The 26,108-nt window shown below is 57.2% G+C and carries 20 protein-coding genes; 5 read left to right on the forward strand and 15 right to left on the reverse strand.

What is annotated here, in order from left to right:
* Window positions 1–59 precede the first annotated feature (59 nt).
* Window positions 60–1,055, reverse strand: a complete 996-nt coding sequence (locus tag ACN28R_RS10435; RefSeq protein ID WP_048639392.1) for an enoyl-CoA hydratase/isomerase family protein — start codon at window positions 1,053–1,055, stop codon at window positions 60–62.
* A gap of 584 nt (window positions 1,056–1,639) precedes the next feature.
* Window positions 1,640–2,548, reverse strand: a complete 909-nt coding sequence (locus ACN28R_RS10440) for a LysR family transcriptional regulator (RefSeq protein ID WP_048639393.1) — start codon at window positions 2,546–2,548, stop codon at window positions 1,640–1,642.
* A gap of 453 nt (window positions 2,549–3,001) precedes the next feature.
* On the opposite strand from ACN28R_RS10440, the gene ACN28R_RS10445 reads away from it, so the two are divergent.
* Window positions 3,002–3,862: a pirin family protein gene (locus tag ACN28R_RS10445; RefSeq protein WP_095834347.1), complete on the forward strand. Its 861-nt coding sequence runs from the start codon at window positions 3,002–3,004 to the stop codon at window positions 3,860–3,862.
* Window positions 3,863–3,946: 84 nt separating this feature from the next.
* Here ACN28R_RS10445 and ACN28R_RS10450 read toward each other — a convergent pair whose 3' ends face one another.
* The 4 genes from ACN28R_RS10450 to ACN28R_RS10465 form a co-directional block, all read right to left on the reverse strand.
* Entirely contained in the window at window positions 3,947–4,921 is a 975-nt protein-coding gene (locus ACN28R_RS10450; RefSeq protein ID WP_095834348.1) for an NAD(P)-dependent oxidoreductase, read from the reverse strand.
* A 3-nt stretch (window positions 4,922–4,924) separates the two neighbouring features.
* Window positions 4,925–6,220 carry an MFS transporter gene (locus tag ACN28R_RS10455; protein ID WP_048639396.1) on the reverse strand — a complete coding sequence of 432 codons (1,296 nt, stop codon included), beginning with the start codon at window positions 6,218–6,220 and terminating at the stop codon, window positions 4,925–4,927.
* 89 nt (window positions 6,221–6,309) lie between these two features.
* The gene (locus ACN28R_RS10460; protein WP_095834349.1) at window positions 6,310–7,254 is read right to left on the reverse strand and encodes a sugar kinase; all 945 of its coding nucleotides are present in this window, start codon (window positions 7,252–7,254) and stop codon (window positions 6,310–6,312) included.
* Between the two features lie 2 nt (window positions 7,255–7,256).
* Window positions 7,257–8,009, reverse strand: a complete 753-nt coding sequence (locus ACN28R_RS10465) for a sugar phosphate isomerase/epimerase family protein (protein ID WP_095834350.1) — start codon at window positions 8,007–8,009, stop codon at window positions 7,257–7,259.
* Window positions 8,010–8,284: 275 nt separating this feature from the next.
* Here ACN28R_RS10465 and ACN28R_RS10470 point away from each other — a divergent pair, with 275 nt between their 5' ends.
* The gene (locus ACN28R_RS10470) at window positions 8,285–9,298 is read left to right on the forward strand and encodes a LacI family DNA-binding transcriptional regulator (protein ID WP_095834351.1); all 1,014 of its coding nucleotides are present in this window, start codon (window positions 8,285–8,287) and stop codon (window positions 9,296–9,298) included.
* A gap of 76 nt (window positions 9,299–9,374) precedes the next feature.
* Here the strand turns inward: ACN28R_RS10470 and eutR are convergent, their stop codons facing one another.
* The 4 genes from eutR to ACN28R_RS10490 form a co-directional block, all read right to left on the reverse strand.
* Window positions 9,375–10,418, reverse strand: a complete 1,044-nt coding sequence (gene eutR / locus ACN28R_RS10475) for an HTH-type transcriptional regulator EutR (protein ID WP_095834352.1) — start codon at window positions 10,416–10,418, stop codon at window positions 9,375–9,377.
* A gap of 190 nt (window positions 10,419–10,608) precedes the next feature.
* A complete protein-coding gene (locus tag ACN28R_RS10480; RefSeq protein WP_095834353.1) occupies window positions 10,609–11,967 on the reverse strand; it encodes an aldehyde dehydrogenase family protein in 1,359 nt (452 codons plus the stop codon).
* A 468-nt stretch (window positions 11,968–12,435) separates the two neighbouring features.
* A complete protein-coding gene (locus ACN28R_RS10485; protein WP_183096800.1) occupies window positions 12,436–13,803 on the reverse strand; it encodes an aspartate aminotransferase family protein in 1,368 nt (455 codons plus the stop codon).
* Window positions 13,796–14,896, reverse strand: a complete 1,101-nt coding sequence (locus ACN28R_RS10490; protein WP_095834354.1) for a phosphotransferase — start codon at window positions 14,894–14,896, stop codon at window positions 13,796–13,798. The genes ACN28R_RS10485 and ACN28R_RS10490 overlap by 8 nt, the downstream gene beginning before the upstream one ends.
* A 132-nt stretch (window positions 14,897–15,028) precedes the next feature.
* On the opposite strand from ACN28R_RS10490, the gene ACN28R_RS10495 reads away from it, so the two are divergent.
* Window positions 15,029–15,724: a GntR family transcriptional regulator gene (locus ACN28R_RS10495; protein ID WP_183096799.1), complete on the forward strand. Its 696-nt coding sequence runs from the start codon at window positions 15,029–15,031 to the stop codon at window positions 15,722–15,724.
* Between the two features lie 16 nt (window positions 15,725–15,740).
* Here the strand turns inward: ACN28R_RS10495 and ACN28R_RS10500 are convergent, their stop codons facing one another.
* The 5 genes from ACN28R_RS10500 to ACN28R_RS10520 all read right to left on the reverse strand — a co-directional run bounded on the left by ACN28R_RS10500 (window position 15,741) and on the right by ACN28R_RS10520 (window position 22,524).
* Window positions 15,741–17,153: an amidase family protein gene (locus ACN28R_RS10500; RefSeq protein ID WP_220701769.1), complete on the reverse strand. Its 1,413-nt coding sequence runs from the start codon at window positions 17,151–17,153 to the stop codon at window positions 15,741–15,743.
* A 62-nt stretch (window positions 17,154–17,215) separates the two neighbouring features.
* Complete coding sequence (locus ACN28R_RS10505) at window positions 17,216–18,892, reverse strand: dipeptide ABC transporter ATP-binding protein (protein WP_095834356.1); 1,677 nt, start codon at window positions 18,890–18,892, stop codon at window positions 17,216–17,218.
* 139 nt (window positions 18,893–19,031) lie between these two features.
* The gene (locus ACN28R_RS10510) at window positions 19,032–19,910 is read right to left on the reverse strand and encodes an ABC transporter permease (protein WP_095834357.1); all 879 of its coding nucleotides are present in this window, start codon (window positions 19,908–19,910) and stop codon (window positions 19,032–19,034) included.
* A 19-nt stretch (window positions 19,911–19,929) separates the two neighbouring features.
* Window positions 19,930–20,871, reverse strand: a complete 942-nt coding sequence (locus ACN28R_RS10515; protein ID WP_048639407.1) for an ABC transporter permease — start codon at window positions 20,869–20,871, stop codon at window positions 19,930–19,932.
* Between the two features lie 60 nt (window positions 20,872–20,931).
* Window positions 20,932–22,524, reverse strand: a complete 1,593-nt coding sequence (locus tag ACN28R_RS10520; RefSeq protein ID WP_095834358.1) for an ABC transporter substrate-binding protein — start codon at window positions 22,522–22,524, stop codon at window positions 20,932–20,934.
* Between the two features lie 236 nt (window positions 22,525–22,760).
* Here ACN28R_RS10520 and ACN28R_RS10525 point away from each other — a divergent pair, with 236 nt between their 5' ends.
* Window positions 22,761–24,260, forward strand: a complete 1,500-nt coding sequence (locus ACN28R_RS10525; RefSeq protein ID WP_095834359.1) for a M81 family metallopeptidase — start codon at window positions 22,761–22,763, stop codon at window positions 24,258–24,260.
* Window positions 24,261–24,477: 217 nt separating this feature from the next.
* Window positions 24,478–26,094, forward strand: a complete 1,617-nt coding sequence (locus ACN28R_RS10530; RefSeq protein ID WP_095834360.1) for an EAL domain-containing protein — start codon at window positions 24,478–24,480, stop codon at window positions 26,092–26,094.
* Window positions 26,095–26,108 lie beyond the last annotated feature (14 nt).

The following is a 26,108-nucleotide window of genomic DNA, read 5'->3' on the forward strand; positions in this document are numbered from 1 at the left end:
CGAACAAAATGGCTATGGCACCGACGTATACGGCAGAGTCAGTCGAGGCCGGCAGGCACTCACTTGATTTCGTCTTCCTCCTGACCGCCGCCGACCCGTGGACGAATAACCTTGCCTTTCTTCTCGGCGGCCTTAACCAGTTCGGCCTCTTCATGGGCCAACATCCAGTAATTGGCTTCGTGCGGAGAGTGCTCGGTGGCGGTCACGAACATTTCGGTGGCGAAGGCGTTACGCAGTTCGTTGGCGATGTCTTCCTTCCAGGCTTTACGCAGTTGCTGCGTGGTGATGCGGCGGGTCACGCGGGTGCCGGTGCGCATAATCAGTTCGGCGATCTCCCAGGCGCGATCGTAAGTCGATTCCGTATCAGGACAGATCTCGTTGACCATGCCGAGGGCAAGCGCTTTACGCGCGGTAATGATTTCGCCGGTCAGTTCAGCGTAGGCATAGCGTTTGCGCCCCATCAGCTCGCGCCAGGCGATTTGAATACCGTCGCCGGGCACCATGTTGGTGCGAAAGTGCATTTCCGTGGTCCATGCGTCTTCGGTACACAGGGTGATATCGCTGAACAGCACCAGGTCGGTATGGAAGGCCGCGCCGTTCCATACGCCAATGGTGGGAACCTCAACATCAAAGACCTGGCCTTCAATGTCGTTGGTACCGTCATAGTACTGATACTCATACATCCTCCACGCTTCGTCCGGCGCAGAAGAAAACTCGGTGGCCGGAAGCCAGTTGCCGTTTTCATCCAGCCGGCCGATGCCTTTCATAAAATCCTTACCGGTGCCGCCAAGAATAATGATCTCGTTATCCGGATCTCTTCCGGCCCAGTCGAAGAAATAATGAAGAGCCTGGTGCGCAGGCGCGCCCCACTGTAAGCTATCGCCATTGGTATGCAGACGCGCTTCAAGAATTCCGTTTTTCCGCTTCATGGTGAAACAGTGTTTGAGTTTTTCCGAATACTCTTCGAAAGGCATATGGGGAATAGTTCCCAATTCCTTATGTGACATTTCTTTGCGTTTATCGTGATCGGACTCGTAATTGGCTTTAATCACCATGATTCATTTACTCCCATATTTATTACTTTATTGGCATTTATTAGAAGCGACGTCGATTTAAGTGATGTAATTCACATTTTACCTCTGGTGCTTCCTGACAATAAAAACGTAGCATCGCCCCTAAAACGGGAGAAATTCTTTTTATTTTTCCGGCTATGCATTTTTAACATAACCGTTATCCGCCTGATGAAATAAAAATTAATTTTTACTTAAAAAACAACAACAAAAACAAAAAACGACCAAATATAAAAAATATATCCATCAAAATACCCCAACGAGGAGGAATATATTAATGAGACATAAATCACATTTAACCGTTTGGTGTCATTTTTAGCGAGACAGGCGCTCATCAGCCGGTGTCATCAATAAATCATTAATATATCTGGAGAGTCGCGCCATCATCATCAACCGGCATAAAAACATATTAACCGTTTTAATTTTATATCTACTGGCTATTATTTTATCGAATACTGCAACGGGGAATCATCAATACCATCCGGCAACCGACATCAACAGACTGAATGACGGTTTATTGATTAAATAAGCGCGAGGAAATAATAAATGCGGGGGTTTATATTAAATATTCAGGACAGTAAATGCTTATTATTAAAAAAAACTTTGAATTCATTTAAAAATAGCGGAATACAGGGATTGGTATTTTTATTGTCCCACACCAACTCCAGGTTAAACCAATAGTCATTCTCCATTATTTCCAGTAATACACAGTTCGGACCCAGTAAGTACCCCCGGTGTTTGGGCATGACTAAGGCGACCTGCTCCCTAAACTCCAGATTAAAACAGCAGGTTTTCAGATTGGGATATTCCTTATCCAGATTAAACGCAATGCCATAGCAATCAAAAAATCGGGTGCTGTATTCTTCGGATAACAGAAACTCACGCGGATCGACGCGAATAATCGGCCATTGGCTGACTTCTCTTAACGACACCCGTTCTTTCCCGGCCAGCGGATGATGTTTATTCACCACCGCGCACAGCGAATCCGTTTGAAACGGCAACGAGCTGAATTTTTTATTTTCCAGGAAGTTAGGGCGAACTAAAAAACCCAGATCGCAGGTATGATCCTCCAGAAAGAACAACGCTTCATCCAGCTCGCTGTCGCGGCATTCCACCATAATGTCAGGATGATTTCGTTGAAACTGGGTTAATAGTTCAACCAGTACATGTTGAATGGCTTCGCCCAGATAGGTAATGGTTAGCCGGCGGCGGCTTTTCCCGGTAAAGGCGTTAACGATGGATACTGAACTTTCATACTGCTGAATAATCTTGCGGGCTTCTCCGCATAACAATTTTCCGGTCGACGTCAGCTCCACGCTGTGGGTATCGCGCCGGAACAATTCAGCGCCGAATTGTTCTTCGAGCGCTTTCATATGCCGGCTTAACACCGGCTGGGTTATATTCATCTTCTGCGCAGCCCTGCTGAAGTTAAGCAAATCCGACAACTGAATAAATTCGTACAAAAGCTGCATTTTCATCGTTTATACCCTAAATAATTCGAATTGCAGGACAAAACGCATGGCGTTTTGAACAGCGCTTGCGCTGGCCCCGAAGGGGCGAGGCCCATGGATGGGCCGAGGTGTAAAGCCAACGCCCATGCAACTTGAAGTGTGACGGGTATACCTCTTTATGCCGATCGGGCGACGCCTATACCCAACCGACACTATAACGAGATCGCGCCGCATGAAATGTGAAAGCAATCAAAGAGCATTTATCACCGCCGCCTGATTATGTAGTTTTGACATAACAGAGGCACTATCCTGAACAGAACAGGAGGTATGCTGCTATTCTGTTGTGACTGGTTTCACAAAATGAATGTCAACGCGTTAACCGCCGAGCACTTATACCCGATAGATTTCGAGATGCGGGAAGCCAACCTCCCGGCGCCTTGAAAGATGACGGGTATAAAAACATTATCGAGGGGACCCCATATGACCAGCAGAACGATTAAATTTCAGCATCCCGCATACAGAGATGATATTGGCGATCTATCGACGGTGCGGCCTGTTCCGGGGCCTAAAGTCGAACAAATCGATCCCTTTCTGTTTCTGAATCACCACGGTCCCCAGGTCTATCCGCCCGATAATGCCGGTCTGCCGTTTGGTCCGCATCCTCATCGCGGTTTCGAAACGGTCACCTTCATTCTCGCCGGCGAATTGTCTCACCTCGATAGCGGCGGTCATGAAAGTATCATCGGCGCCGGGGGCGTACAGTGGATGACCGCCGGCGCCGGACTGATACACGCGGAGCTGTCCCCGGCATCGTTTAAACGCAGCGGCGGACCGCTGGAGATCCTGCAACTGTGGGTGAATCTGCCCGCCCGGCTGAAAATGACCAAACCCGCCTATATCGGGCTGCAAAAAGATCAGATCCCGGAGATTGCGCTTGACGGCGGTCAGGTCAAGGTCGACCTGGTTTCAGGCGAGTTTGCCGCAACAACAGGCCCGATAGCCTCACTGACCGATGTCTCGCTGATGACGGTCGCCATGAAGCCCGGCAGCAATGTATCGCTGCCCGCGCCGCAGGGACGCAACGTCTTCCTCTATACGGTGCGGGGGAATCTGGCGATCGATGGCGTGCCGATCAATCCCCAGCATTTGATTGAATTGAACAATGACGGCGATGAGGTCGACATGACGGCGTTCACCGATGCCGTGATCCTATATGGGCATGCCGCTCCGCTGAACGAACCGGTGGTGTCGCACGGTCCTTTTGTGATGAATACCCGCGCGGAAATTTCTCAGGCCATTCGCGATTATCAATCCGGCGCATTTGGCGACGTTCCACTCTAAGCCGCGCTGGATTCGCCTTGTTCAGGATTTCATCTGCGCGACAGGTACACGGCGGCGCGCGCGGCCAACAGACGTAACGGCCGATTACTTGAGTCGGTGGCCGTTTACGCTGTTTTCTTTGATATCGCCATTCAATGCGGCGATCAGATTATCCACCGCGCAGGCGGCCATGTTATAGCGCGTTTCATGGGTCGCCGAGCCAATGTGCGGCAATGCCACCACATTTGGTAAACCCGGCAAGGGCGAATCTGCGGGCAGCGGTTCCACCTCAAACACATCCAGCCCGGCCGCGCGTATGACGCCATGTTTTAATGCCTCGATCAGCGCGGGCTGATCGACGATGCGGCCACGGGCGCCGTTGATAAAAATGGCGCTCGGCTTCATCTTGCGCAAACGTTCGGCATTGATTAGATGATGTGTCTGTTCGTTATAGGGCAGCGTAATCACCACAAAATCCGCCTCGGCCAGCAAGGTATCCAGTTCGCAGCGCCGGGCGCCCAGCGTTTGCTCCACCTGAGGATTAGGCCGATCGTTCCAGTACAACACCGGCATGCCAAACCCGGCGTTGGCCCGTCGCGCCACCGCGGCGCCGATACGCCCCATCCCCAGAATGCCGATGGTTTTATGATGTACGTCCGTGCCGTAATACTCGCTGCCGATGCTGCGCGTCCATTGCCCCGATTTAACCAGTTCCCCCATCTCCTGCGCCCGGCGAGCCGTCATCAAGATCAAGGTGAACACGGTATCCGCCGTGGTTTCCGTCAATACCGACGGCGTATGCATCAGGACGATGCCGCGCCGGGTCAAATCATCAACATCAAACTGGTCATATCCCACGGAAATGGTACTGATGGCCCTGAGCTGCGGCGCATGGTCGAGTAAGGCTTCACGTACCGGCGCGCTGGCGCCGATCATGCCTTCGGCGTCGCCCAGCGCACCAATAACTTCGCTCTGATTGGCGGCGTTGATACCGTCAAAAAAGCGGACGTCGAACTGTTCTTCCAGCCGTTGATGCAGGTCTGGCGGGATTTTTTTGTACAACACAATGGGTTGCTTCATCAATTACTTCTCCTGAGGGAAAACGGTAAGACCGGCGGTCGGAATCTGTTTCTGCGCCTCGGATGGTTTAACAATAATGGTGAGCCAAACAGAGACCAGTAACGCACCGGCCATAAACACGTAAGAAGCGGCAGGCGTTCCGGTCGCGCCGTTGAGATAGCCGACGAACCAGGAGCCGAAGAACGATCCCAGCGCGCCCATACTGTTGATCAGCGCCATCGCCCCGCCGGCAACGTTACGCGGTAGCATTTCCGGAATGATGGCGAAGAACGGACCGTAAGGGGCATACATCGCCGCGCCGGCGATCACCAGCATGGCGTAGGACCACCAGAAATGGTTGGCGCCAAGCAGATAGGAACCAATAAACGCCAGCGCGCCTATCAGCAACAGCGGCCAGACAAACAGCTTGCGGTTCTGCATTTTGTCCGACGCCCAGGAGACCAGCAGCATGGCAATCGTCGCCGCCAGATAGGGCACCGCCGACAGCCAGCCGGCCTCGACCATGCCCATGTCGGAACCATGACGTAAAATCGAGGGCAACCACAGCACAAAGCCGTAGACGCCGATACTCCAGGCAAAATATTGGGCGCACAGCAGGACGACGTTACGGGAACGGAAGGCCTCGCTGTAATTACGCACCACTTTGATATTCTGCTGTTCTTTCAACAACTGCGCCTGCAACGCCGATTTTTCTTCGTTGCTCAGCCAGCTCACCTGATCCGGTTTATCCTTGACCAATACCCACCAGCAGAACGCCCAGATAACCGCCGGGATACCTTCGAGGATGAACATTTCACGCCAGCCGTAAGCGTGGATCAGATAGCCGGAAACCACCGACATCCACAGCACCGTCACCGGGTTGCCCAGGATCAGGAAGGTATTGGCGCGGGAACGTTCCGCTTTGGTGAACCAGTTACTGATATAAATCAGCATCGCCGGCATAACGGCGGCTTCGACAACCCCCAGCGCAAAGCGAATGGCGGCCAGCGCGGGAATATTGCTGACGATACCGGTCAGCGAGGCGCAGCCGCCCCACAGAATCAAACACCAGAATATCAGCTTGCGCACGCTGCGCCGTTCAGCGTAGATCGCGCCGGGGATCTGGAAAAAGAAGTAGCCCAGGAAAAACAGGGCGCCCAGCAAAGAGGCCATGCCTTTGGTGATGCCGAGGTCATCATTGATGCCCGCAGCGGAAGCGAAGCTAAAATTGGCGCGATCCAGATAAGCCAGGCTATAGGTGATAAAAATCACCGGCATCAGATACCACCAGCGTTTCTGAGAAAGTACGGTATTTTTCATTATTGTCATCCTCACTATTTATCAGTCGGGCGTCCGTGTCCGGATGTAGGGTCCAGAGATAGCGGCGGATACGGAACTTGATGGGCTGCTCACTCTCCCAGTTGCGCGCGTGTCGGCAACCCTTCGCTATCGCCAATGGCCTGTACCGCCAACGCGCCGATGCGGTTGCCGCGCATCACGGCTTCCGCCATGGTTTTTTCTTCCAGCAGCGCACTGATCGCGCCGACCGCAAAGCCGTCTCCGGCCCCCACGGTATCGACGACCTTCTCCACGCGCACGGCGGCGACATGCTGCCGATGCCCATCGCGGGTTTTAAACCAGGCGCCGTCCGGCCCCAGTTTGATAATGACCGCGTTCACTCCCCGGGACAGATAGAAATCGGCAATCTCTTCCGGCGTCTGTTTACCAGTAAGAATCTGCCCCTCTCTCAGGCCGGGAAGCACCCAGTCCGCCAGAAACGCCAGTTCGTTCAGCTTTTCACACATCACCCGCTGACTCGGCCACAACACCGGGCGCAGATTGGGATCAAACGACAGGGTTTTACCCATGGCGCGCATTTCCCGCGCCGCATGATGGGCTAACGTCAGCGAACTGTCAGAGATGGCTGCCGCGACGCCGCTGAGATGCAAATGGCGGGCGCTCATAAAATAATCGCGCTCAAAATCGTTCACCGACAGGTGACTAGCGGCCGAACCCCGGCGGAAATACTCCACGATGGGATCGGTTCCATTTTCAGACCGCGATTTGAGCTGAAAGCCGGTAGGATAACGCCCATCAATCGTGACGCACCGGCGATCGATCCCCTCTTTTTCCAGCGTATCGAGCGTAAAGGCTCCAAATGAGTCATCGCCCACCCGGCTGACCCAGCCCACATTCAGTTCCATACGCGACAGGCCGATGGCAACATTCAGCTCCGCCCCCGCAATACGCTTGGTAAAATTCGTCGCCTGTTGCAGTTCGCCGGGTTCACTAGCAACAAACATGGCCATTGCTTCACCGTAGGTAATGACATCCAGTGGACGTGTTGTGTTCATCTTCAGTTCGCCTTCAGTAAATTGACATAATGACGGGTGACGGCCGTCAAATCCTGACCGACCAGCGGGAACTCAATGCCGCGCATCGCCTGTTCCGGCAGCAAGGCAAGCAGGGACTTCCAGCTACCGTCGCTGTTGTCCAGATCTACCGCGCGCCAGTTATCATTGCGCCGCTCGGCGGCCTTGACATGGATATAAAGCACCTCAGCGGCCAGTTGGATCGCAGCCTGCTCGGCATCCTCATCAACCCAGCGCCAGTTCGCCATATCAAAGGTCATGCGTACCGGCAGCCGGTTCTGCCTTATCGCGCTGAAAAACGCGTGCAGCGGAGGCAAAACGCCGCTCTCTTTTGTCTGATCGTTTTCCACAACGAGCTGGACCGGCTGCTGGCGGATGCATTCATCCAGCGCGGCAAGATCGGCGCCGACCCGATAATTTCCCAGTGAAAACTTGATGGCGCGCGCATTTAGCGCTCCGGCTTCCGACAGACGGGCGCCCAATGCGGGATTCAGACCGCCGTCGTGAGAAAACAGCCCCTCAGGCACCGAGTACACGGCAAACAATTGATGTTGCGCGATGCGTTCAGCCAGCGCCGGTAAAGTCTGTAATTCGTGTTCCGTCAGGAGCTCGCGGCGAATTTCCACGCCGTCGGCGCCCGACTCGGCAATGATCGGCAGCAATGCGGCCTGGCCGCCCAATCGTCTGACGACGTCGCTGCCATAAGCGGCGGTGACCACAACAATTTCTCTTTGCATATCGGCTCCAGTGTGGGTCAATCCTTACCATCTGTCTTGTTGTGGTCATAGTAAATGGAATCGGTTCCATTAAAAATCATGACACGATTAGAATGTGAACAAAATCACAGCAAAATCACTTTTTATATTTATTTTCAATTAGATAAAATCATCGGTTCAGCGTCGTTCGACGGCGGACAGGGAGGTGGCCGTCGCAATAAAATGCTGGTCCGGCAACGTAAAACGCCGAGCGGTTGTGATAGTCTGTAATAAGGTCATATCCAGAGGATATCGTGGTGAGAAGTAAGGGAAACCGTACAACAATCAGCGACGTAGCCAAGACGGCCCAGACGGGAAAAACCAGCGTGTCCCGCTACCTGAACGGCGAGCAGCACCTGCTGTCAGACGCCCTAAAATTACGAATTGAAAACGCGATCCAGCAGTTGAATTACAGCCCCAGCCAGATGGCGCGCGGCCTCAAAAAAGGTCAGACCCGGCTGATTGGCATTATCATCGCCGATATCACCAACCCATACTCCGTAGACGTATTGCGCGGCGTGGAAGACGCCTGCCAGCAGCACGGTTTTACCCTGCTGATGTGCAATACCAACAACGAAGTGGATCAGGAACGGCACTATCTGGAGTTATTCCGCAGCTACAGCGTGGAAGGCATCGTGGTCAATGCCGTGGGCATGCGGGAAGATGCGTTTGCCCGGCTACAGCACTCCTCGCTGCCGATGGTGCTGATTGACCGCAAAATCCCCGGATTGTCATGCGATATGGTCGGTCTGGATAATCAGGCGGCGACCTTCGCGGCAACCACGCATCTGATTGAACAGGGTTTCGAGGCGTTTCTCTTTCTCAGTGAACCGCTGGGGCTGGTGAATACCCGCCAGGAACGCCTGAACGCTTTTCAGCAGACCCTGCAAGCCAACCCGTCTTTGGTGGCCTGCCACACTGACGTCACCCTCAGCGATAAAGAACGGCTGGATAGCGCCCTGAGCGAGTTTTGCCAGAATCACCGGGGCATGCGTAAGGCGGTCATCTCGGCCAACGGCGCGCTGACGTTGCAGGTGGCGCGATCCATGCGGCGGCTGCATCTAAACTGGGGAAATGATATTGGCCTGCTGGGGTTTGACGACGTGGAGTGGGCGGAAGTCACCGGCATCACCACGCTTAAACAGCCGACCTATCAGATAGGCCGGGCCGCGCTTGAGCAGTTGCTGTCCCGCATTCGCGGCAACAACGACCCCATAGTGGAAAAGACCTTCCCCGGAACGCTGATTATCCGTTCCTCCACCTCGCGCTGAGGACCAGAGCGGAACCTGACCCCGCCCGTCGCCCAATAATGCCGGTACGGCGTTGACTGACGGAGGCGCCGCGTGCTTAATGGCGCGAGCGCATCCGCAGCGTTGCCGACGGCTTCTCGCTGAATAAACGCTGATAGTCGTTGGCGAATTGGCTTAAATGCCAGAATCCCCACTGCATGGCCGCGTCCTTAACCGTATCACAGCGGGAAAACGGACTGATAAGTTCACGACGCACCGCATTGAGCCGAATCATTTTCAGCCAGGCATTCGGCCCCACCCCCAGCACCTCGCAGAAGGCATTCTGCAACGTTCGCCGGCTGACGAACAGCTCCCGGCACAGATCGGGAACCGTTACCGGTTCCGACATCTGGCTGAGCACGTATTCGCGCGCGCGCGACACCAGCCGCCGGTAGCCGATGCGCCGGTCGGTTGCCTGGGCCGGAGGCGGATAGGCGCTTTCCAACAACTCCACCACCGCCGTCAGCAGGTTATCGTTCAGCACCTTACTGGCGCTGACGCTGCGCATGCCTTGCGGATCGCGGCGGCCATAGCACAACGCCTGATGGATGAAAGACCACAGCGCCGCTTTGCGGCTCTGCTCCACCATCAAAGCCGAAGGCGCATTCAACAGCCGGAAGAACTGCTCCTGTTCCGCCAACATCCCGGTATGCTTATGCAGTACGTCATATGAAATCACCACTCCCAGGATCGCGTACTCGTTCGGCGTATTCAGCTCAAACTCTTTACCGCCGGGGCTGAGCGCGATGCTCCGATCGTCAATAGGCTGCGAACCGATGGCTCCCATTTCGCCATGCGAGGCGGGGATCCCCAGCCAAAACGCCTCCGGCCACACCATGCAGGATTGGCGTAACGCCAAATTGGTATATTCGTGGCAGAATTGAATGCCGTCGAACAGCAACTCCGTCAACTCGCCGTGAAAATGGCCGGGATGAACCTGATCGTAAAGCTGCTGCCACGCCGTAATGGCGCAGGACTGCGCGTAGACATCCTGCGTATGATGTTGATGTACGTTTTCATCTTCGATCAACGATGCCAGTTTTATCTCGGAGGGATAATTCATGGCATCGAGAGAATGCAGATTGGGGCGTTTTTTCGTCATAGCACGCTCCTTGACAATTACCGTAGCGCTATCCACAACCTTGCCGATCGTGACTATCCGGCACGGATGACGATACTCTATGCCATGTCCGGGCGAATTAACGTGACGCCGGCGATACCGTTACCCGCCGGCGCCGCTAGGCGAACGCCTGATGCACTTTCTAGTCGGCGGATTACCGCCCGTTTTTACCTCATACGATACGGAACATATCCACCATCACGCAGCGACGGCGGCGGACAAAGGTGCTGGCCGATGTCACGCCTTCCCCGGTCGGCGTTGAGATGGTCATGGAGGTACAGCCTTCGCCGCCCAGCCCCAGACCGGCGATACAGGGGCCGTTCTTCACAAAGATACTGGTATCGATGACGCTCGCCATACGATGCATATTGTTGACATTGGTCGAGTGTATCGCGGCGGTATGGTGGCGGCCGCCTTCCAGCTTCACCGCCAGATCAATGGCCTCTTTCACGTTTTTGGCGCGCACCACCGGCAATACCGGCATCATCATCTCGGTGACGGCAAACGGATGGTCGGCATCGGTTTCCACCAGCAGCAGACGCGTTTGTTCTCCGACCTGCAGGCCAATGCCCTCGGCGATTTTCGCCGCATCGCGGCCCACCCATTCACGGCTGACCAGGCCTTTGCCATTTTCGTCAATATCCGTCAGCAGCATCGGCAACAGTTGCCCGACTTCGCTGTCGCTCAACAATACCGCCTGGTAGCGCTGCATTTCCGTCAATAGCGCATCCGCCACGCTCTCTACCACAATCAGCACCTTTTCATCGGCGCAGATAATATTGTTGTCAAAAGAAGCGCCGCGCACGATAGAACGCGCGGCCCGCGCCAAATCCGCCGTTTCATCCACCACGACCGGAGGATTACCCGCGCCCGCGGCGATGAGCCGCTTATCGGTGTGCTTACGCGCCGCTTCCACCACAGCTTCGCCGCCGGTCACCACCAACAGGCCGATGCCGGGGTATTTAAACAGCCGTTGCGCGGTTTCGATATCGGGATTCGCCACGCTGACCAGCAAATTTTCCGGGCCGCCGGCCGCCACGATAGCCCTGTTGAGCAGATTGATGGCGTGCAGGGAAACTTTTTTCGCCGACGGATGCGGCGCGAAGACTACGCTGTTGCCGGAGGCGATCATACTGATCGCGTTATTAATCACCGTCGCCGCCGGATTGGTGGACGGCGTTACCGACGCCACCACGCCCCAGGGCGCGTTTTCAATCAGGGTCAACCCGTTGTCGCCGGTCAACACTTCCGCCGCCAGGCATTCCAGCCCCGGCGTACAGCGCGCCTGAGACACATTCTTGGTGTATTTATCGATGACCCGGCCCATTCCCGTTTCAGCGACGGCCATCTCGGCCAACACCTGCGCATAACGTTCCCCAGTCTGGCGAATGGCATCGATCACCCTTTGGCGCAAAGCCATGCTGTTCAGCATTTTCTGCGCCAACGTCGCAGCGTATACCGCATCGTCCAGCGAGTCGAACACGCCGGCTTGCGGTGTATGCACTGCCTGTTCGGTCATTAGCTGTTCCATACTCACTTTTCCTCTTAATTATGCTGTTATGCCGCATCTTCCAACCGTGGACTGCGAAATGTACGGATGTTAATTAAGTCACGGCGCCTGACGACGACGTCACACAGACTGCACGCCGTTAAGAGAGCCCATCCCTGGCGGGGAAAAACGGCTTACCGCGCATCGTCTGAATAGGCAATGAGGAACATCAACGCAGTCGGCTTCCTGAATGAATGCCAGAGAATATGTTCCGTTTCCATCACGTATCCTCATTGCCTTGACACGATTCTGGCAACGATTAGCAAAAGGAAATAGCAAATTTCGGCAAGGGGAATGAAAGATTGAAGTGGATCACTTAAATAACCGCGTTCGGCCGGCGATTGCCTCTGGATAAGCGGCTCCGAGGGGCGACCGGCACGATCGCCCAATAAAAATCATCGCCTGTACACGGCGTTATCGCCCGTGCGCCACCGCGATGGCGATGCCGGATTACGCCGGTTTCCCGTTCGTCAACTGTGTCAGCACGGCTTCCATTTCGCCAAGCAGCCGGCCGGCATCATTTTCAGAAAAGACCAGCGGCGGACGAATTTTCAGCACATTGGCCGAGAAACCCGTCGCCGAGATCAACACCCGGCGCTCGCGCAGTCCGTTGACCATCGCCGTCGCCAAGTGCGCATCCGGGGTTTTTCGCTGCGGATCGCTGACCATTTCAACGCCGACATACAACCCGGTTCCGCGCACGTCGCCAATCTGCGGGTAGCGTTGGGCCAGTTCGCGCAATCCGGCGCGGATAAACCGGCCAACCCGGCGGGAGTTCTCCAGCAAGCCCTCATCGCGGATCACATCAAACGTCGCCTGTGCGGCGGCGATGGCCACCGTGTTACCGCCAAAGGTATTGAAGTAACGCTGGTCGCCGCCGAAACGCTCGACGGCTTCATGGGTGACCGCCACCGCCGCCACCGGATAGCCGTTGCCCATCGGTTTGCCCATGGTAATGATATCCGGATCGATACCGTGACGCTGAAAGCCCCAGAGCGCATCGCCGGTGCGGGCAAAACCGGATTGCACCTCGTCGGCGATAAACAGCCCGCCCGCCGCGCGCACCACCTCCGCCACCGGCGCCAGCAGGTCGGTAGGATCGGTGTAAATGCCATCCGACGAAAACACCGAATCGGCAATAAATGCCGCCAGCCCTTCGCCGTGACGCTGTAGATCTTCTATCTGCGCCGCGACCTGCGCCGCCATGCGCCGCCCCATCTCCACGCGCGACAGGCGATAAGAGTCCGGCGCCTGAACGCGGCGCACCCAGGTGCCCAGCGCTGAGTTGGCGCCCAGCGACGGCGAAATACCGGCCGTCAGAAAGGAGTTGCCGTGGTAGGCCTCGGACGTAATGATCACCCCTTGGCGGCCGGTGTAGTGCCGGGCGATACGCAGCGCCAGGTCGTTGGCTTCCGAACCGGTGCAGGTAAACATCATGTGTCCCTGTTCCGACATCCGGCCGCCGAAGGTCGGCAACAGCTGTTCGGCGTAATCCAGAATACCGTCCTGAATATAGCGCGTATGCGTGCAGAGTTTCCGCATCTGGTTATTGATCGCGTCCGCGACCCGGGGATGCGCATGCCCGACCGAAACCACGTTATTGTAGGCATCCAGATACTCATTGCCGTTGCGGTCGTACAGCAGCACGCCCTGCCCGCGGCTGACCTCCACCGGCTGCTGATAAAAAAGACGATAGGCCGGGCCAAGCAGGCGAATGCGCCGCTCAATGGCGGCGCGGTCGGCCGGGTCAAGATGGTCAAGATGATCGGGATTAAAGGCATTGACCATTTTACCGCGGCTCGTATGGGAATCAGTCATGGTGTTCTCCTGAAGACGGAATCATCGACATAAAAGTTTGCGAAAGTTCATCGCTCGATCGGGCCAGCAGCCAGGCCAGTTGTCCCCAGCCCGGCTCCGTATTGCGCAAAATATAGCGGGCGTTATCCGGGAAACGCCGCGCTCGCCACAGCGTAATCAGCGTGCGGGCAATCACCCGCCCCATTACCAGATGAGGCAATAACGCCAACTCTTCACGGTTTAGCGATACCAGTCTCAGGTAACCGCGCAGCACATCGCGGCCGTCCGCAAACAGATCGTCCGGCGGATTGGCTGCCGCATCCCGCGGCAGCTGATTGAGCAACGCGGTGGCGACATCAACGGCGACGGCGGTATATACCGTATCGCCGAAATCAATGATGCCGGTGACGAAATCGCGGCGGCCGGAATCAACGATAATATTCGACTGACTAAAATCATTGTGCAATACCTGACAAGGCAGCGCTTGAATTCGGTCTGAAAAACGCAGAAAACGCGCCATACCGCGTTTAAGGAGCCGTCGTTGTTCGATATCGTCAACCGACGCCAGCAGAGGCTGCAGATTCGCCAGATTTTTTACATCCCATAACAGCATTCGGTGAGCGGCGGGATGTTCGAACCCGGCCATCGCCAGCCGTAACCGCGCCAACGCCTCGCCCACCTGTTCCCGCTGCCGGGGCGAAGCCGCAACGCTGTCCAGCGGCGTCCCTGCCAAATACGTCAACAGCCGCACATAGCGTTGCTGGCCAGCCGCATCGGTTATCCGCGCCAGCGTCTGCCCCCGGACATCGGCGATGACCGCCGGTACCGGTAAACTGTCGTCCGCCTGCTGCAAAAAATTCAGCAGCGCTATTTGCAACGCAATCTCATCCTCTGGCTCGGCAGGATTGGCGACTTTGAGAATATATTGCCGACCGGTCATCTCCGTCAGCCGAAACGTATCATCTTTTTCGGTAGCCAAGCGCCGGATCCGGCCCTCAATGCCAAAGTGGGAACGGACAAGCCGTGATGCCTCGTCATCCCCCATACTGATGAATTCGGCGGCCAGATCGTTGCCTGCCTGGATGAGATTCATGTCATCGGAGCGTATCGCCATCGCAGGTGATTCCGTGTTAGTTTTTACATTGCCGATTGTCGACAATAAAACAATATAAAGCAAGTGGAGAGTCGACAATCGCCAATGCCCACCTCTATAATTTGGCTACCACTGACACTCTATGCGCCGATAATGAAAAATCCCCAATTAAAACCGCTGATTAAAAGTTCGATAGAAAGCCGAACCACCGACAGTCTGCGAAGCTACATTCTTTCCGGCGCCGTCAAGCCGGGCGATCGCCTCACCGAAACCTCGCTGGCCGAACAGCTTGGCGTGGGGCGGGCCACCGTCAGGAGCGCGTTTCAGCGGCTGGCGGGAGAAGGCATTCTGGTGCAGATCCCTTACACCGGCTGGGAGGTCGCCTCACTGTCGATCAAAGACGTATGGGAACTGTGGACGCTGCGCGGCAGCCTTGAGGGGTTGGCGGCCCGGCTGGCGGCGGAACAAACCGATCCGGAACAGCACGCGGCGATAAAGCAGGCGTACCAACGTCTGGAACAGGACTGTCTGGCCGGCGATATGAACGACATCAGCGAAAGCGACATGAATTTACATCGCGCCATTGTCAATGCCGCCGGCCATGAACGGCTGGCGCATCAGTACAAGCTGGTGGAACAACAGGTGCGTTTGTACATTATGACCAGTAACGTCTACGCCTCCGACGGTCCTTCCGACATTTTCTCTCAGCACACGCCCATGGTCGAAGCGCTGCTGGCCGGCAACGGGCCGCGCGCCTCGCTGGAAGCCTGGCGGCACAATGAAACCGAAGGGAAGAAGCTGTCGGACTGGCTGCAACAGCAAAGCGTACAGGACGTCATCGTCAACTGACGCCCTGCCGCCCCCATCAGTCAGGCACACCGGCCAGCAGCAAACGCGGGCTGCGCGCTTCAATATCGGCCCCGGCCGCCAGACACAGATCTTCGCGGAAGCGCCCCGCCACAATCTGTATTCCCAACGGCGTTTGGTCGGGCAGATAGCCGGTGCACAGGCTCAGCGCCGGCAGACCGGTGACCGGCAGACCAATCATCGGCAACTGCGAGCGCCATACATGCTGGTAGGCCGCCTCCCCTTGCAAATCCAGATCGTTGGCAAAAGGCAAGGCAGCGCTGACCGGCAGTAATACCACCGGATACTCCTGCAGCAGCGCGGCCCATTCACGGGCAATCCCCAAGCGCCGGGACAGCGCGCGGGAGAAATCTGTAATACCGATCTGCTCGGCGATCGCTTTCTGACCGGCCAATGCGGTAATCGCGCCGGGATCGCCCTCCTGCTCCGCCGCCGCGACCATACCGTCGTAGCCGTCGCCCATCCACAGTGTAATCTGAATCGCCACCGCTTCTTCCAGCGATACCAGCTCATCCACTTCATCGACGATCCAGCCCGCATCGCGCAGCTTGTCAGCCGACTCAAGCAGGGCCTGGCAGATTTCCGGCGCGGTGTCGATGCCGTCGGGACGCAGACAAACCGCGGCGCGGCGCGGCATGTCCGGCCCGTTGAGCGGCGCCGGCACCCACCAGGGATCGTCGGCGCTGCCCACCGACATCGCCCTGAGCGCCAGCGACAAATCCGCCACGCTGCGCGCGATCGGCCCGGACACCGCCATAATTTGTCCGCCGATGGTGCGCTCGGCGCCGGACGCATTATAGGCGGCGATACGGCCGAACGACGGACGCAGGCCATGAACCCCGCAGGCATAGGCCGGATAGCGGATTGAACCGGCGATATCCGTACCGTGACCGATGGCGGCCATCCCCGCCGCCACCGAGGCGGCCGCGCCGCCGGACGAACCGCCCGGCGTCAGGGCGGAGTTGCGCGGATTCAGCGTGGCGCCGTGCAGCTGGTTATTGGTAAACCAGCGATAGCTGAACGCCGGCGTATTGGTGCGCCCGACGGTCAGCGCCCCGGCCGCCAGCAGGCTGGAAACCACCGGATTGTTGCGGGTGGCGATCAGGTTTTTTTGCGCTTTCAGGCCGTTGGTATTGGCATAACCGGTCTGATCCACGTTGACTTTGATGGTCACCGGCACCCCGGCCAGCGGCCCGGCATCCTCACCGGCGGCCAGCTTTCTATCCACCTCGCGCGCCTGCGCCAGCGTATCTTCCGGACGATAGTCCACCACCGCATTGATGGCGGGATTCACCTCTTCCAGACGCTGCAGACAGGCTTGAGCGACATCCCGGGCGCTGATGTCGCGCAGTTGAATCAGACTGGCGATTTCGTTCGCCGACAGTTGCCACAGTTCGGGTATATCTTTCATACAGGTTTCCTCTTTTCATTGGGGAAAAGCATTGGAGAAAAGCATCGCGGAAGACGGCGATATCAGTTGACCGCGGCATGCGCGCCTACCGGACGGAAATTCTGGAAATCCCAATCCCGCCCTGGCGCCGCGTCGATCAGTGAACGTGTATAACTGTGACTGGGATGACTCAATACCGTAACGGCATCGCCGGCTTCGACTATCTCGCCTTTCTTCATCACCACGATGGAATGGCAAATTTGCGCCGCCACCCTCAGGTCGTGGGTGATGAACAGGATGGCGACGCCGGTGCGCTGGCGGATCGCCTCCAGCAAGTCCAGCACCTGCGCCTGTACCGAAACATCCAGCGCCGAAACCGCTTCATCCGCCACCAGGACGTCCGGCTCCATCACCACCGCGCGGGCGATGCACAGCCGCTGGCGCTGGCCGCCGGAAAATTGATGGGGATAACGGGTCATAATGTCCGCCGACAGCCCCACCAGATCCAACGCCTTGGCGGCCGTATCCAGCGCCTGTTGGCGGGGCGTGCCGAAATTGATCAGCCCCTCAATCATCGAGTCGCCCACCGTGCGGCGCGGGTTAAGCGAGCGGTAGGGATCCTGAAAGATGAACTGTATCTTGCGCCGCAATGGGCGCATCTCGCCGGCGCGGGTTTTCACCAGATCGGTGTCGCCCAGCATGATGCTGCCGCCGGTCGGCTCCTGTAACCGCACCAGGCAACGCGCCACCGAAGATTTGCCCGAACCGGATTCGCCCACCACGCCGAGCACTTCGCCGCGGCGAATGCGGAAGCTGACGTTATTCGCCGCCACCACTCGCCGGGTGGCGCCCATAAATTTTTTCTCTTCATAAACCTTGTCCAACCCCACCACTTCGATGGCGTCCGCCGTATCCGGGCGGGCGGTGTGCCGGGGCAACAGACTGGGCACCGAGGAAACCAGCATACGGGTATAGTCCTGCGCGGGCCGCACCAGAATGTCGTCGCGGCTGCCGCTTTCCACCAGCGCGCCGCGGTTCATCACCACGATACGATCGGCGATTTCCGACACCACGCCAAAATCATGAGTGATGAACACCACCGCCGTCTGCTGGCTGCGCTGTAACTCTTTAATCAGCAGCAGGATCTGCTTCTGCGTGGTGACATCCAGCGCGGTGGTCGGTTCATCGCAGATCAGCAGCCGCGGTTTGAGGATCAGCGCCATGGCGATAACGATGCGCTGGCGCTGTCCGCCCGACAGCTGGTGCGGGTAGCTGTGATAAATCCGCTCCACATCCGGCAGATGAACCGAGGCCAGCATCGCCATAATCTGGCTTTTACGCGCTTGCCCCGACAGTTGGGTGTGAATGCGCAGCACCTCATCGATCTGTCTGCCCACGCTCTGCACCGGATTCAGCGCGGTCATCGGCTCCTGAAACACCATCCCCATCGTTGACGCCCGCAGTTGGCGCAGGCGTGAGGAACCGGCGGTGACCACATCCTCGCCGTTCACCAGAATCCTGCCGCCGGTGACGGTCAACGCCCCGGCGGGCAGCAGCCCCATGATCGCCAGCGACGTTACCGATTTACCCGAACCGGACTCGCCGACGACGCACACCGTCTCACCGGCGTAAACCTGATAGGACACCTTCTCCACCACTGCCCGGCCCTCGCCCGCCCGTCCGGTCTTTACGGTGACCGACTGCACATCCAGCACCGGTGCTATATCCTGAGACGAATCAGAGGATTTAATTGGCTCCATGGGGTCTCCTGCTTTTGTCATATCGTTGTCAAACCAAGGCCGTCAGGCCAATACCCACGCGTTTCGGCAACCGTTGCCACTATCATCGTTGCGACTACCATCGTTATAACTGCCATCGTTGCAACTACAGCCGTTGCGACTACAGCCGTTTCGCCATCCGGGGATCGAGCGCATCACGCACCGCGTCCCCCAACACATTCACACTCAATACCGTCAGTGACACCAGAATCCCCGGATAGAGGATCATGCCCGGCAGCATCATAAAATAGACCCGGCCATCGGCCATGATGTTGCCCCACGACGGGATCTCCGGCGGGATACCCGCGCCAAGAAAGCTCAGAATCGCCTCGGTCAGAATGGCGGAAGCAAAGATATAGGTTCCCTGAACGATCAACGGCGCCACCGTGGACGGCAACATGTGCCGCCACATAATGACCGGCACCGGCGTGCCCAGAATAATGGCCGCCTCGACATAGGATTCGTTGCGAACGCCCATGATGACGCTGCGCACCATCCGCACCACGCGCGGAATTTCAGGAATGGAAATCGCCACCAGCACGGTAAACAGGCTGGCTCCCGACAGGGAAACCAGCGCAATCGCCAGCAGAATGCCGGGAATCGCCATCAGGCCGTCCATGATGCGCATCACGATGGCGTCCACCAGCCGGAAATAACCGGCGAACACGCCAATCACCAGCCCGATAATCACGCTGATACACACCGCGCCCAGCCCCACCACCAGCGACTGACGGCCGCCGTGCACCACGCGGGCGAAAATATCCCGCCCCAGCGCGTCGGTTCCCAGCCAGTGCAGCGCGGAAGGCGGTTTGAGCCGCTGAGACGGATCGATATCAATCGGGCTGTAGCTGCTTATCCAGGGGGCCAGCACCGCCAACGCCACCACGATCAGCAGCACGACGGCGCCCAGAATCACCGGCCAGGTCAGCAAACCGGCGCGAAGTTGAGCGGAGATCCCCCCCGTCGACGCCGCCGGGATGGCTGAGGTTTCTGAACTCATGGTCACTCTCCTGTTCAGCTTAATAACGGATACGGGGATCGATCAGGGCGTAGAGCAGATCGATAACCAGATTGATCACGATATACAGCGCGGAGAAGATCAGAATCAGCGCCTGAATGATGGGATAATCACGCGCCTGTACCGACTCCAGCACCAGCCTTCCCAGGCCCGGGATATTGAACACCGACTCGGTAACCACCACGCCGCCAATCAGCATGGCGATGCTGACGCCGATAATGGTGACAATCGGCACCGCGGCGTTGCGCAGCGCGTGGTGGATCAGCACGCCGCTCTCTTTCAGCCCCTTGGCGCGCGCGGTGCGGATGAAATCCTCCCCCATCACTTCAATCACGCTGGTCCGCACGATGCGGGCAATCAGGGCGATATAGGCGGTGCTCAGCGCCAGCGTCGGTAAAATCAGCCGTTCGAAAAACGGCCACACGCCTTCGTTCAGCGGACGATAGCCCTGCACCGGCAGCCAGCCGAGCCAGCGGGAGAAGATCAGAATCAGGGTGTAGCCAAAGATGAACACCGGCACCGAAAAGCCGATGACCGAACCGGCCATAATCAACCGATCCAGGGATTTCCCCTGCTGCCAGGCGGCCACAATCCCCAGCGGGATAGCCACGGCGATAGCCAATATGATGGTGGAAAGGCACAGCGCCAGCGACGGGCCGAAGCGATCGGCAATCATTGACGACACCGGCGTGCCGGAGATCAGCGAGACGCCCAAATCGCCGCGCAGCAGCCCGCTGGCCCAGATAAGGAACTGTTGCAGCATCGGCTTATCCAACCCCATGGTGGCGCGGATATTTTCCAACTGCTCGGGCGTGGCGCTGTCGCCGGCCAGAATCAACGCCGGGTCGCCTGAGGTAAGACGCAGCAGCATAAAAACGATCACCGCGACGATACACAGTACCGGCAGCGTTGCCGCCAGGCGTTGCAGTATGAATCTTGGCATAGTGAATTACCTGTCGTGTCAGGGACAAGACGCCCGGCGGCAAAGCCGGACATATCGGATTTAGTTACCGCTTTTGGTCATATTCCAGAACACGGGTACGGTGGTATTCACCTGATCTTTAACATTCGCGCGCCGGGCCGTGACCACCGAACGCTCGCCCAGCGGGATGGCGGCCGTTTCATCCAGCAGGATTTTCTGCATCTCGCCGGCATACTGCTTTTTCTCATCGTCACTGGTGCTTAGCGCGATTTTCTGGCGCAGCGCCTCAACCGCCGGAATATCCGGCCAGCCGAACCAGGCTTGCGGTCCATTGGCCGCCGCGGTAATGGAACCGACCGGATCGGAAATATCGGCGATGGTGTTATAGGTGCTGAAGATATGCCAGCCGCCGTTGGCGGGTTTCTCTTTCGAAGCCCGGCGCACGGTGACGGTCTGCCAGTCCATCGCCTGTAATTGCACGTTGAAACCGGCCTGACGCAGCGACTGGGCGAACACCGGCGGCATCGCCGCCAGCGACTGTACGTCGGTCGCATGCAGAATCACGATCGGCGTGCCGTCATAGTTTCCTTCCTTCAACAGCGCCGCGGCCTTGGCCGGATTGCCCTTGACCAGATCGTCCGCGCCTTCGGTGTTGGCATAAGGCGTGTCGCAGCCGAAATACGCCGCACAGGTGTGATAATATTTGGGATTGCCGCTCTGCGCCTGCAACACCGATTCCTGATCCATCGCCGCCAGCGCCGCCTGCCGGATGAGTTTGTTATCAAACGGCGGCTGAAGGAAATTCAGGCGGGCGACGTTCTGGGTGCCCTGCTGTTTGTATTCGGTCAGCGTGACCTCATCGTTATTCTCCAGCATCGGCAGCAAATCCATCGGTAAATCCTCAATGAAATCCACTTCGCCGGAGAGCAGCGCATTAACCGAAGTCATGGTATCCGGCATGGAGATCCATTTAACCCGATCCACATGCACCACCTTACCGCCCGCCAGACCGTTGGCCGGTTCGGTACGCGGAACATAGTCGGCGAATTTCTCAAATACCGCCTGTACGCCGGGACGATATTCGCCGGCGACAAAGCGGAATGGGCCGGAACCGATGGCTTCTTTGATGGGCTCGCCCGGCGGTTGGCCGGCAAGACGTTTGGGCAGCATAAACGGCGCCACGCCGCTGGATTTGGATAACGCCTGCAGCGCAATGGCCGTCGGCTGCTTAAATGTCATGGAGAAACTTTTGTCGTCAATAACCTGCATATTATCCAGCAGGCCGTTCATCACCTGTCCCAGTTTGTCCAACTGCGCCCAGCGCTGAATGGACGCCACGCAGTCGGCGGCGGTCACCGGCTGGCCGTCATGCCATTTCAGGCCGTCGCGCAGCGCGAAAGTGTAGGTTTTGCCGTCTGCCGACACGTCCCATTTTTCCGCCATCTGCGGCTGAACCTTATTATCGGCGTCAAGCGCCAGCAGGGTGTCGTAAACCATGTAGGCATAGTCACGCACGATGTAGGCCGTGGTGATATTGGGATCCAGCGCGCGCAGGCTGGCGTGCATAACGGCATTAACGGTTTCGGCCTGAACTACTGTCGAACTGAACCCTAGCGATGCAGCCATTAACGCATAGCGGGCATAACGCCGCAGCGGTAATTTCAAACTGGTCATGTAAAGCTCCTGGATCAATTGATGGAAATGGCGTTATCCTCTGACAGGACATTGTCGACAATCGACGATATTAGCTAAAGCAATTATCGTTCCAGCTTTCAAAAACGATTTGGAGCGATAATTTGCCCGCTACTGGTGCAATTTTGCTCAACGCTCTCCGCCGGTACGCACCTGTACAGTGCAGCGGCGGCGCGAACTTCAGGCAGGTGTGAATCCAATACAGCGAGGAGAAGACAGTGCGTATCGTATATGGCGGTTTTGAACATGAAACCAACACGTTTGCTCCCAGCCCGGCCGACTGGCGCATGTTTGAGCATGGCGGCGGCTGGCCGGGAATGACGCAGGGCGATGCGGTATGGCCCAGCATCCGCGGCAAAAATATTCCCGCGGCGGGTTTTATCGCCCGGGCGCTGGCTCACGGCGCCGAGGTCATTCCGACGGTATGGGCGGCGGCCAGCCCTTCAGGGCCGGTCACCCGCGAGGCTTTCGAACGTATTGCCGCGCTGATCCTCGACGGTATCCGCTCGGCGCTTCCGGTTGATGCGGTCTATCTGGATCTGCACGGCGCCATGGTGGCCGAACACCTTGACGACGGCGAAGGCGAACTGCTGCGCAGAGTCCGGGCGCTGGTCGGCCCGACGATCCCGGTGGTGGCCAGCCTGGATCTGCACGCCAACGTCAGCCAGACGATGCTGGATAATGCGCACTATCTGGCGGCGTTTCGCACCTATCCGCACGTGGATATGGCCGATACCGGCGCGCGCGCCTGGGAGTTGCTGATGCGCCATCAGGCGAAGGGCGCCACGCCGGCCAAAGCGATACGGCGAATTCCGTTTCTCATTCCCATCAGTTGGCAATGTACCGATATGTCGCCCGCCCGCGAGCTTTATCAGCAGTTGGCGTCGCTGGAAACCGAGCAGACGCATCTCTCTTTCACCATGGGATTTCCAGCGGCGGATTTTGCCGAATGTACGCCGGTCATCTGGGCCTATGCCCCGGACCAGGCGCAGGCCGATCGCCTGGCCGATACGCTATTCCACGCCGTATGCGCGGCGGAAGCTCATTTTACCGATAAAACCTATACGCCGGATGAAGCGGTGCAATATGCCATGAAGCAGGCCTCGCAGGGCAGGCGCCCGATGGTGATAGCCGACGCGCAGGATAACCCCGGCGCGGGCAGCGACTCCGATACCACCGGCATGCTGCGCGCGCTGATACGCAACCGGGCAAAACGGGCCGCGATTGGCCTGATGGTGGATCCTGCCGCGATGAAAACTATCGAGGCCGCCGGGGAAGGCCACAGCGTAACGCTGGCGTTGGGCGGACACGCCGGTCTGCGCGATGACGAACCGTTCAGCGCGACCTTTGTTATCGAACGTATTTTGTCAGGCCGTTTTAAGGCGACCGGCCCTTATTTCGGCGGTTTCGATATGGATCTGGGCCCAAGCGCCTGCCTGAGAATCGATGATGTGCGCATCGTGGTTTCCACCCACAAGGCGCAACTGGCCGACCAGTCCATGTTTCGCTTCGCCGGCATCGAAACCACCGAGCAGGACATTCTGGTGGTTAAAAGCGTGGTGCATTTCCGGGCGGATTTTTCCTCCATTGCGGCGGAAATTATCGTGGCGGCCGCACCGGGTTTCATGCCCGTGGATCTGACCACCCTGCCCTGGCGGCATTTGCCGGACGGCCTGCGCTTGATGCCAATGGGGGCGCCGTTCAAAGCCCGGCGTTAAATGGCTGCCCTATCCCGGCGAGGGTTCGCGCGCTGATAGAACATCTGACGGATTATGCCGCATCACATCCCTTATTGAACGGGGATCGTTGATGCGTGCTACACTTTCCTGCAAACAGTGTGTGGCTTCTACCTGAAAAGGTTATTGCAAGCCGCATCCGCGTATTGAGAAGCGCAAGAAGCCCCACCAGCGCGGGAAATTAAAGAATAGAGACGTAATGGAAAAAAATGAGCCTAACCTCGCCTCCGGGAATCTATTTCTGTTAATAGCGGCCTGGTTATTCCCCGCCTTACTGGGCATTATCTTCAGCTATATCATCGCAAGGCAGAACGTAAAACAGGATTTGGGAGCCACCACCCAGGTCATCGTGCACCAGGCGGAAACGATTAGCCAGCAAGCCTGGAAGATGGTCGACAGCCTGATGGATTTCGAAGGTCAACCCTGTGACCTTATTTCCCCCAAACTGATACAACAAGGCACGCTCTTCCCCTATTTTCGCTCATTGGGTCTGACGCAGGGGCAAGATATGTTCTGCTCATCCGTATCCGGCAACCAGCGTTTGCCTTTAAATGCGATTATTCGACATCCGCTGCCAATACCGTTTCCCGAAGTCTGGAATATTTCACTGCGGGAAACCAAAGACGTTCAGGAACGGTCGGCCATCATCTTCGCCAAACAGCGCGCTTCGCTATTTGGCGCTTACGCCATTGTCGATGCGCAATATTTGATCGACGTTATGAACGCCATAGGAAATGCCCAACAATATCTGCTGACCATACAGTTTGGCGACGGCTATCAGATCCGGGAAGGCAGGAATATTGTGGATGATAACCCGATAGTCTCGCCGATGTCCGATACGGTCACCTCATCCCGCTACCCTATTACGGTCAGCGCAACGGCTCCCGCCTCTAAATTGATCAAGTCATGGCGGCATGCCTTCATCATCTTCCTGCCGCTGTCGCTGATTCTGTCGCTGATATTTATGTCCATCATCCGTTCATGGCAGAAACGCAAAATGTCGCTGCGCGATGAATTGCGCAAGGGTATGCTCAGCAATGAGTTCTCCGTACATTACCAACCTATCTATGATATGACGACCCGCAGTTGCGTTGGCGTAGAAGCGCTGATGCGCTGGTATCGGGCCGGCGGGCGCAGCATCAGACCGGATGTGTTTATCCCCTCTGCCGAAGCGGAAGGCTTAATCATTCCCTTGACGCGCCACATGTTCAAACTGCTGGCTGACGACGTAAAACACTGGCAGGTGCCTGAGGGTTTTCATCTGGGGGTGAATATCGCCGCCGAGCATATTCAGCATCCCGACTTTGTGGACGACATCCGCCGCCTCTCGGATATGCTGTCGCCGCACAAGATGCAACTCACGCTGGAACTCACTGAACGCAGCCTTATCACCGAGACGCAGGATGTGGTGAAGAAATTGACCATTTTGCGTCAGGAAGGGTTCATTATCGCCCTTGATGATTTTGGCACCGGTCACTGCTCCTTATCCTATCTGCAGATGTTTCCGCTGGATTATCTCAAGATTGATAAGGCCTTCGTCGGCACCATTGAGTCGGCCCACAACGATACGCCGGTGCTCGATGCGATTATCGGCCTGAGCCATAGGCTGGCGCTGGATATGGTGGCTGAAGGCGTGAATACCCGGCATGAATACCGCTATCTGAAACAGAACGGCGTCAAATATTTACAGGGGTATCTGTACGCCCGTCCGATGGATAGCCGGGCATTGATGACGTGGCTGCGCGGGCGCAGAGTTCGCCCGGTTACCATTTCCCCCACGTCGTCCCCCTCTCCCACGTCATCCCCGCGGCAGTAGGCGGGGATCTGCTG

The sequence above is a fragment of the Brenneria goodwinii genome, from assembly GCF_002291445.1.
In the GTDB taxonomy this organism is placed as follows: Bacteria; Pseudomonadota; Gammaproteobacteria; order Enterobacterales; family Enterobacteriaceae; genus Brenneria; species Brenneria goodwinii.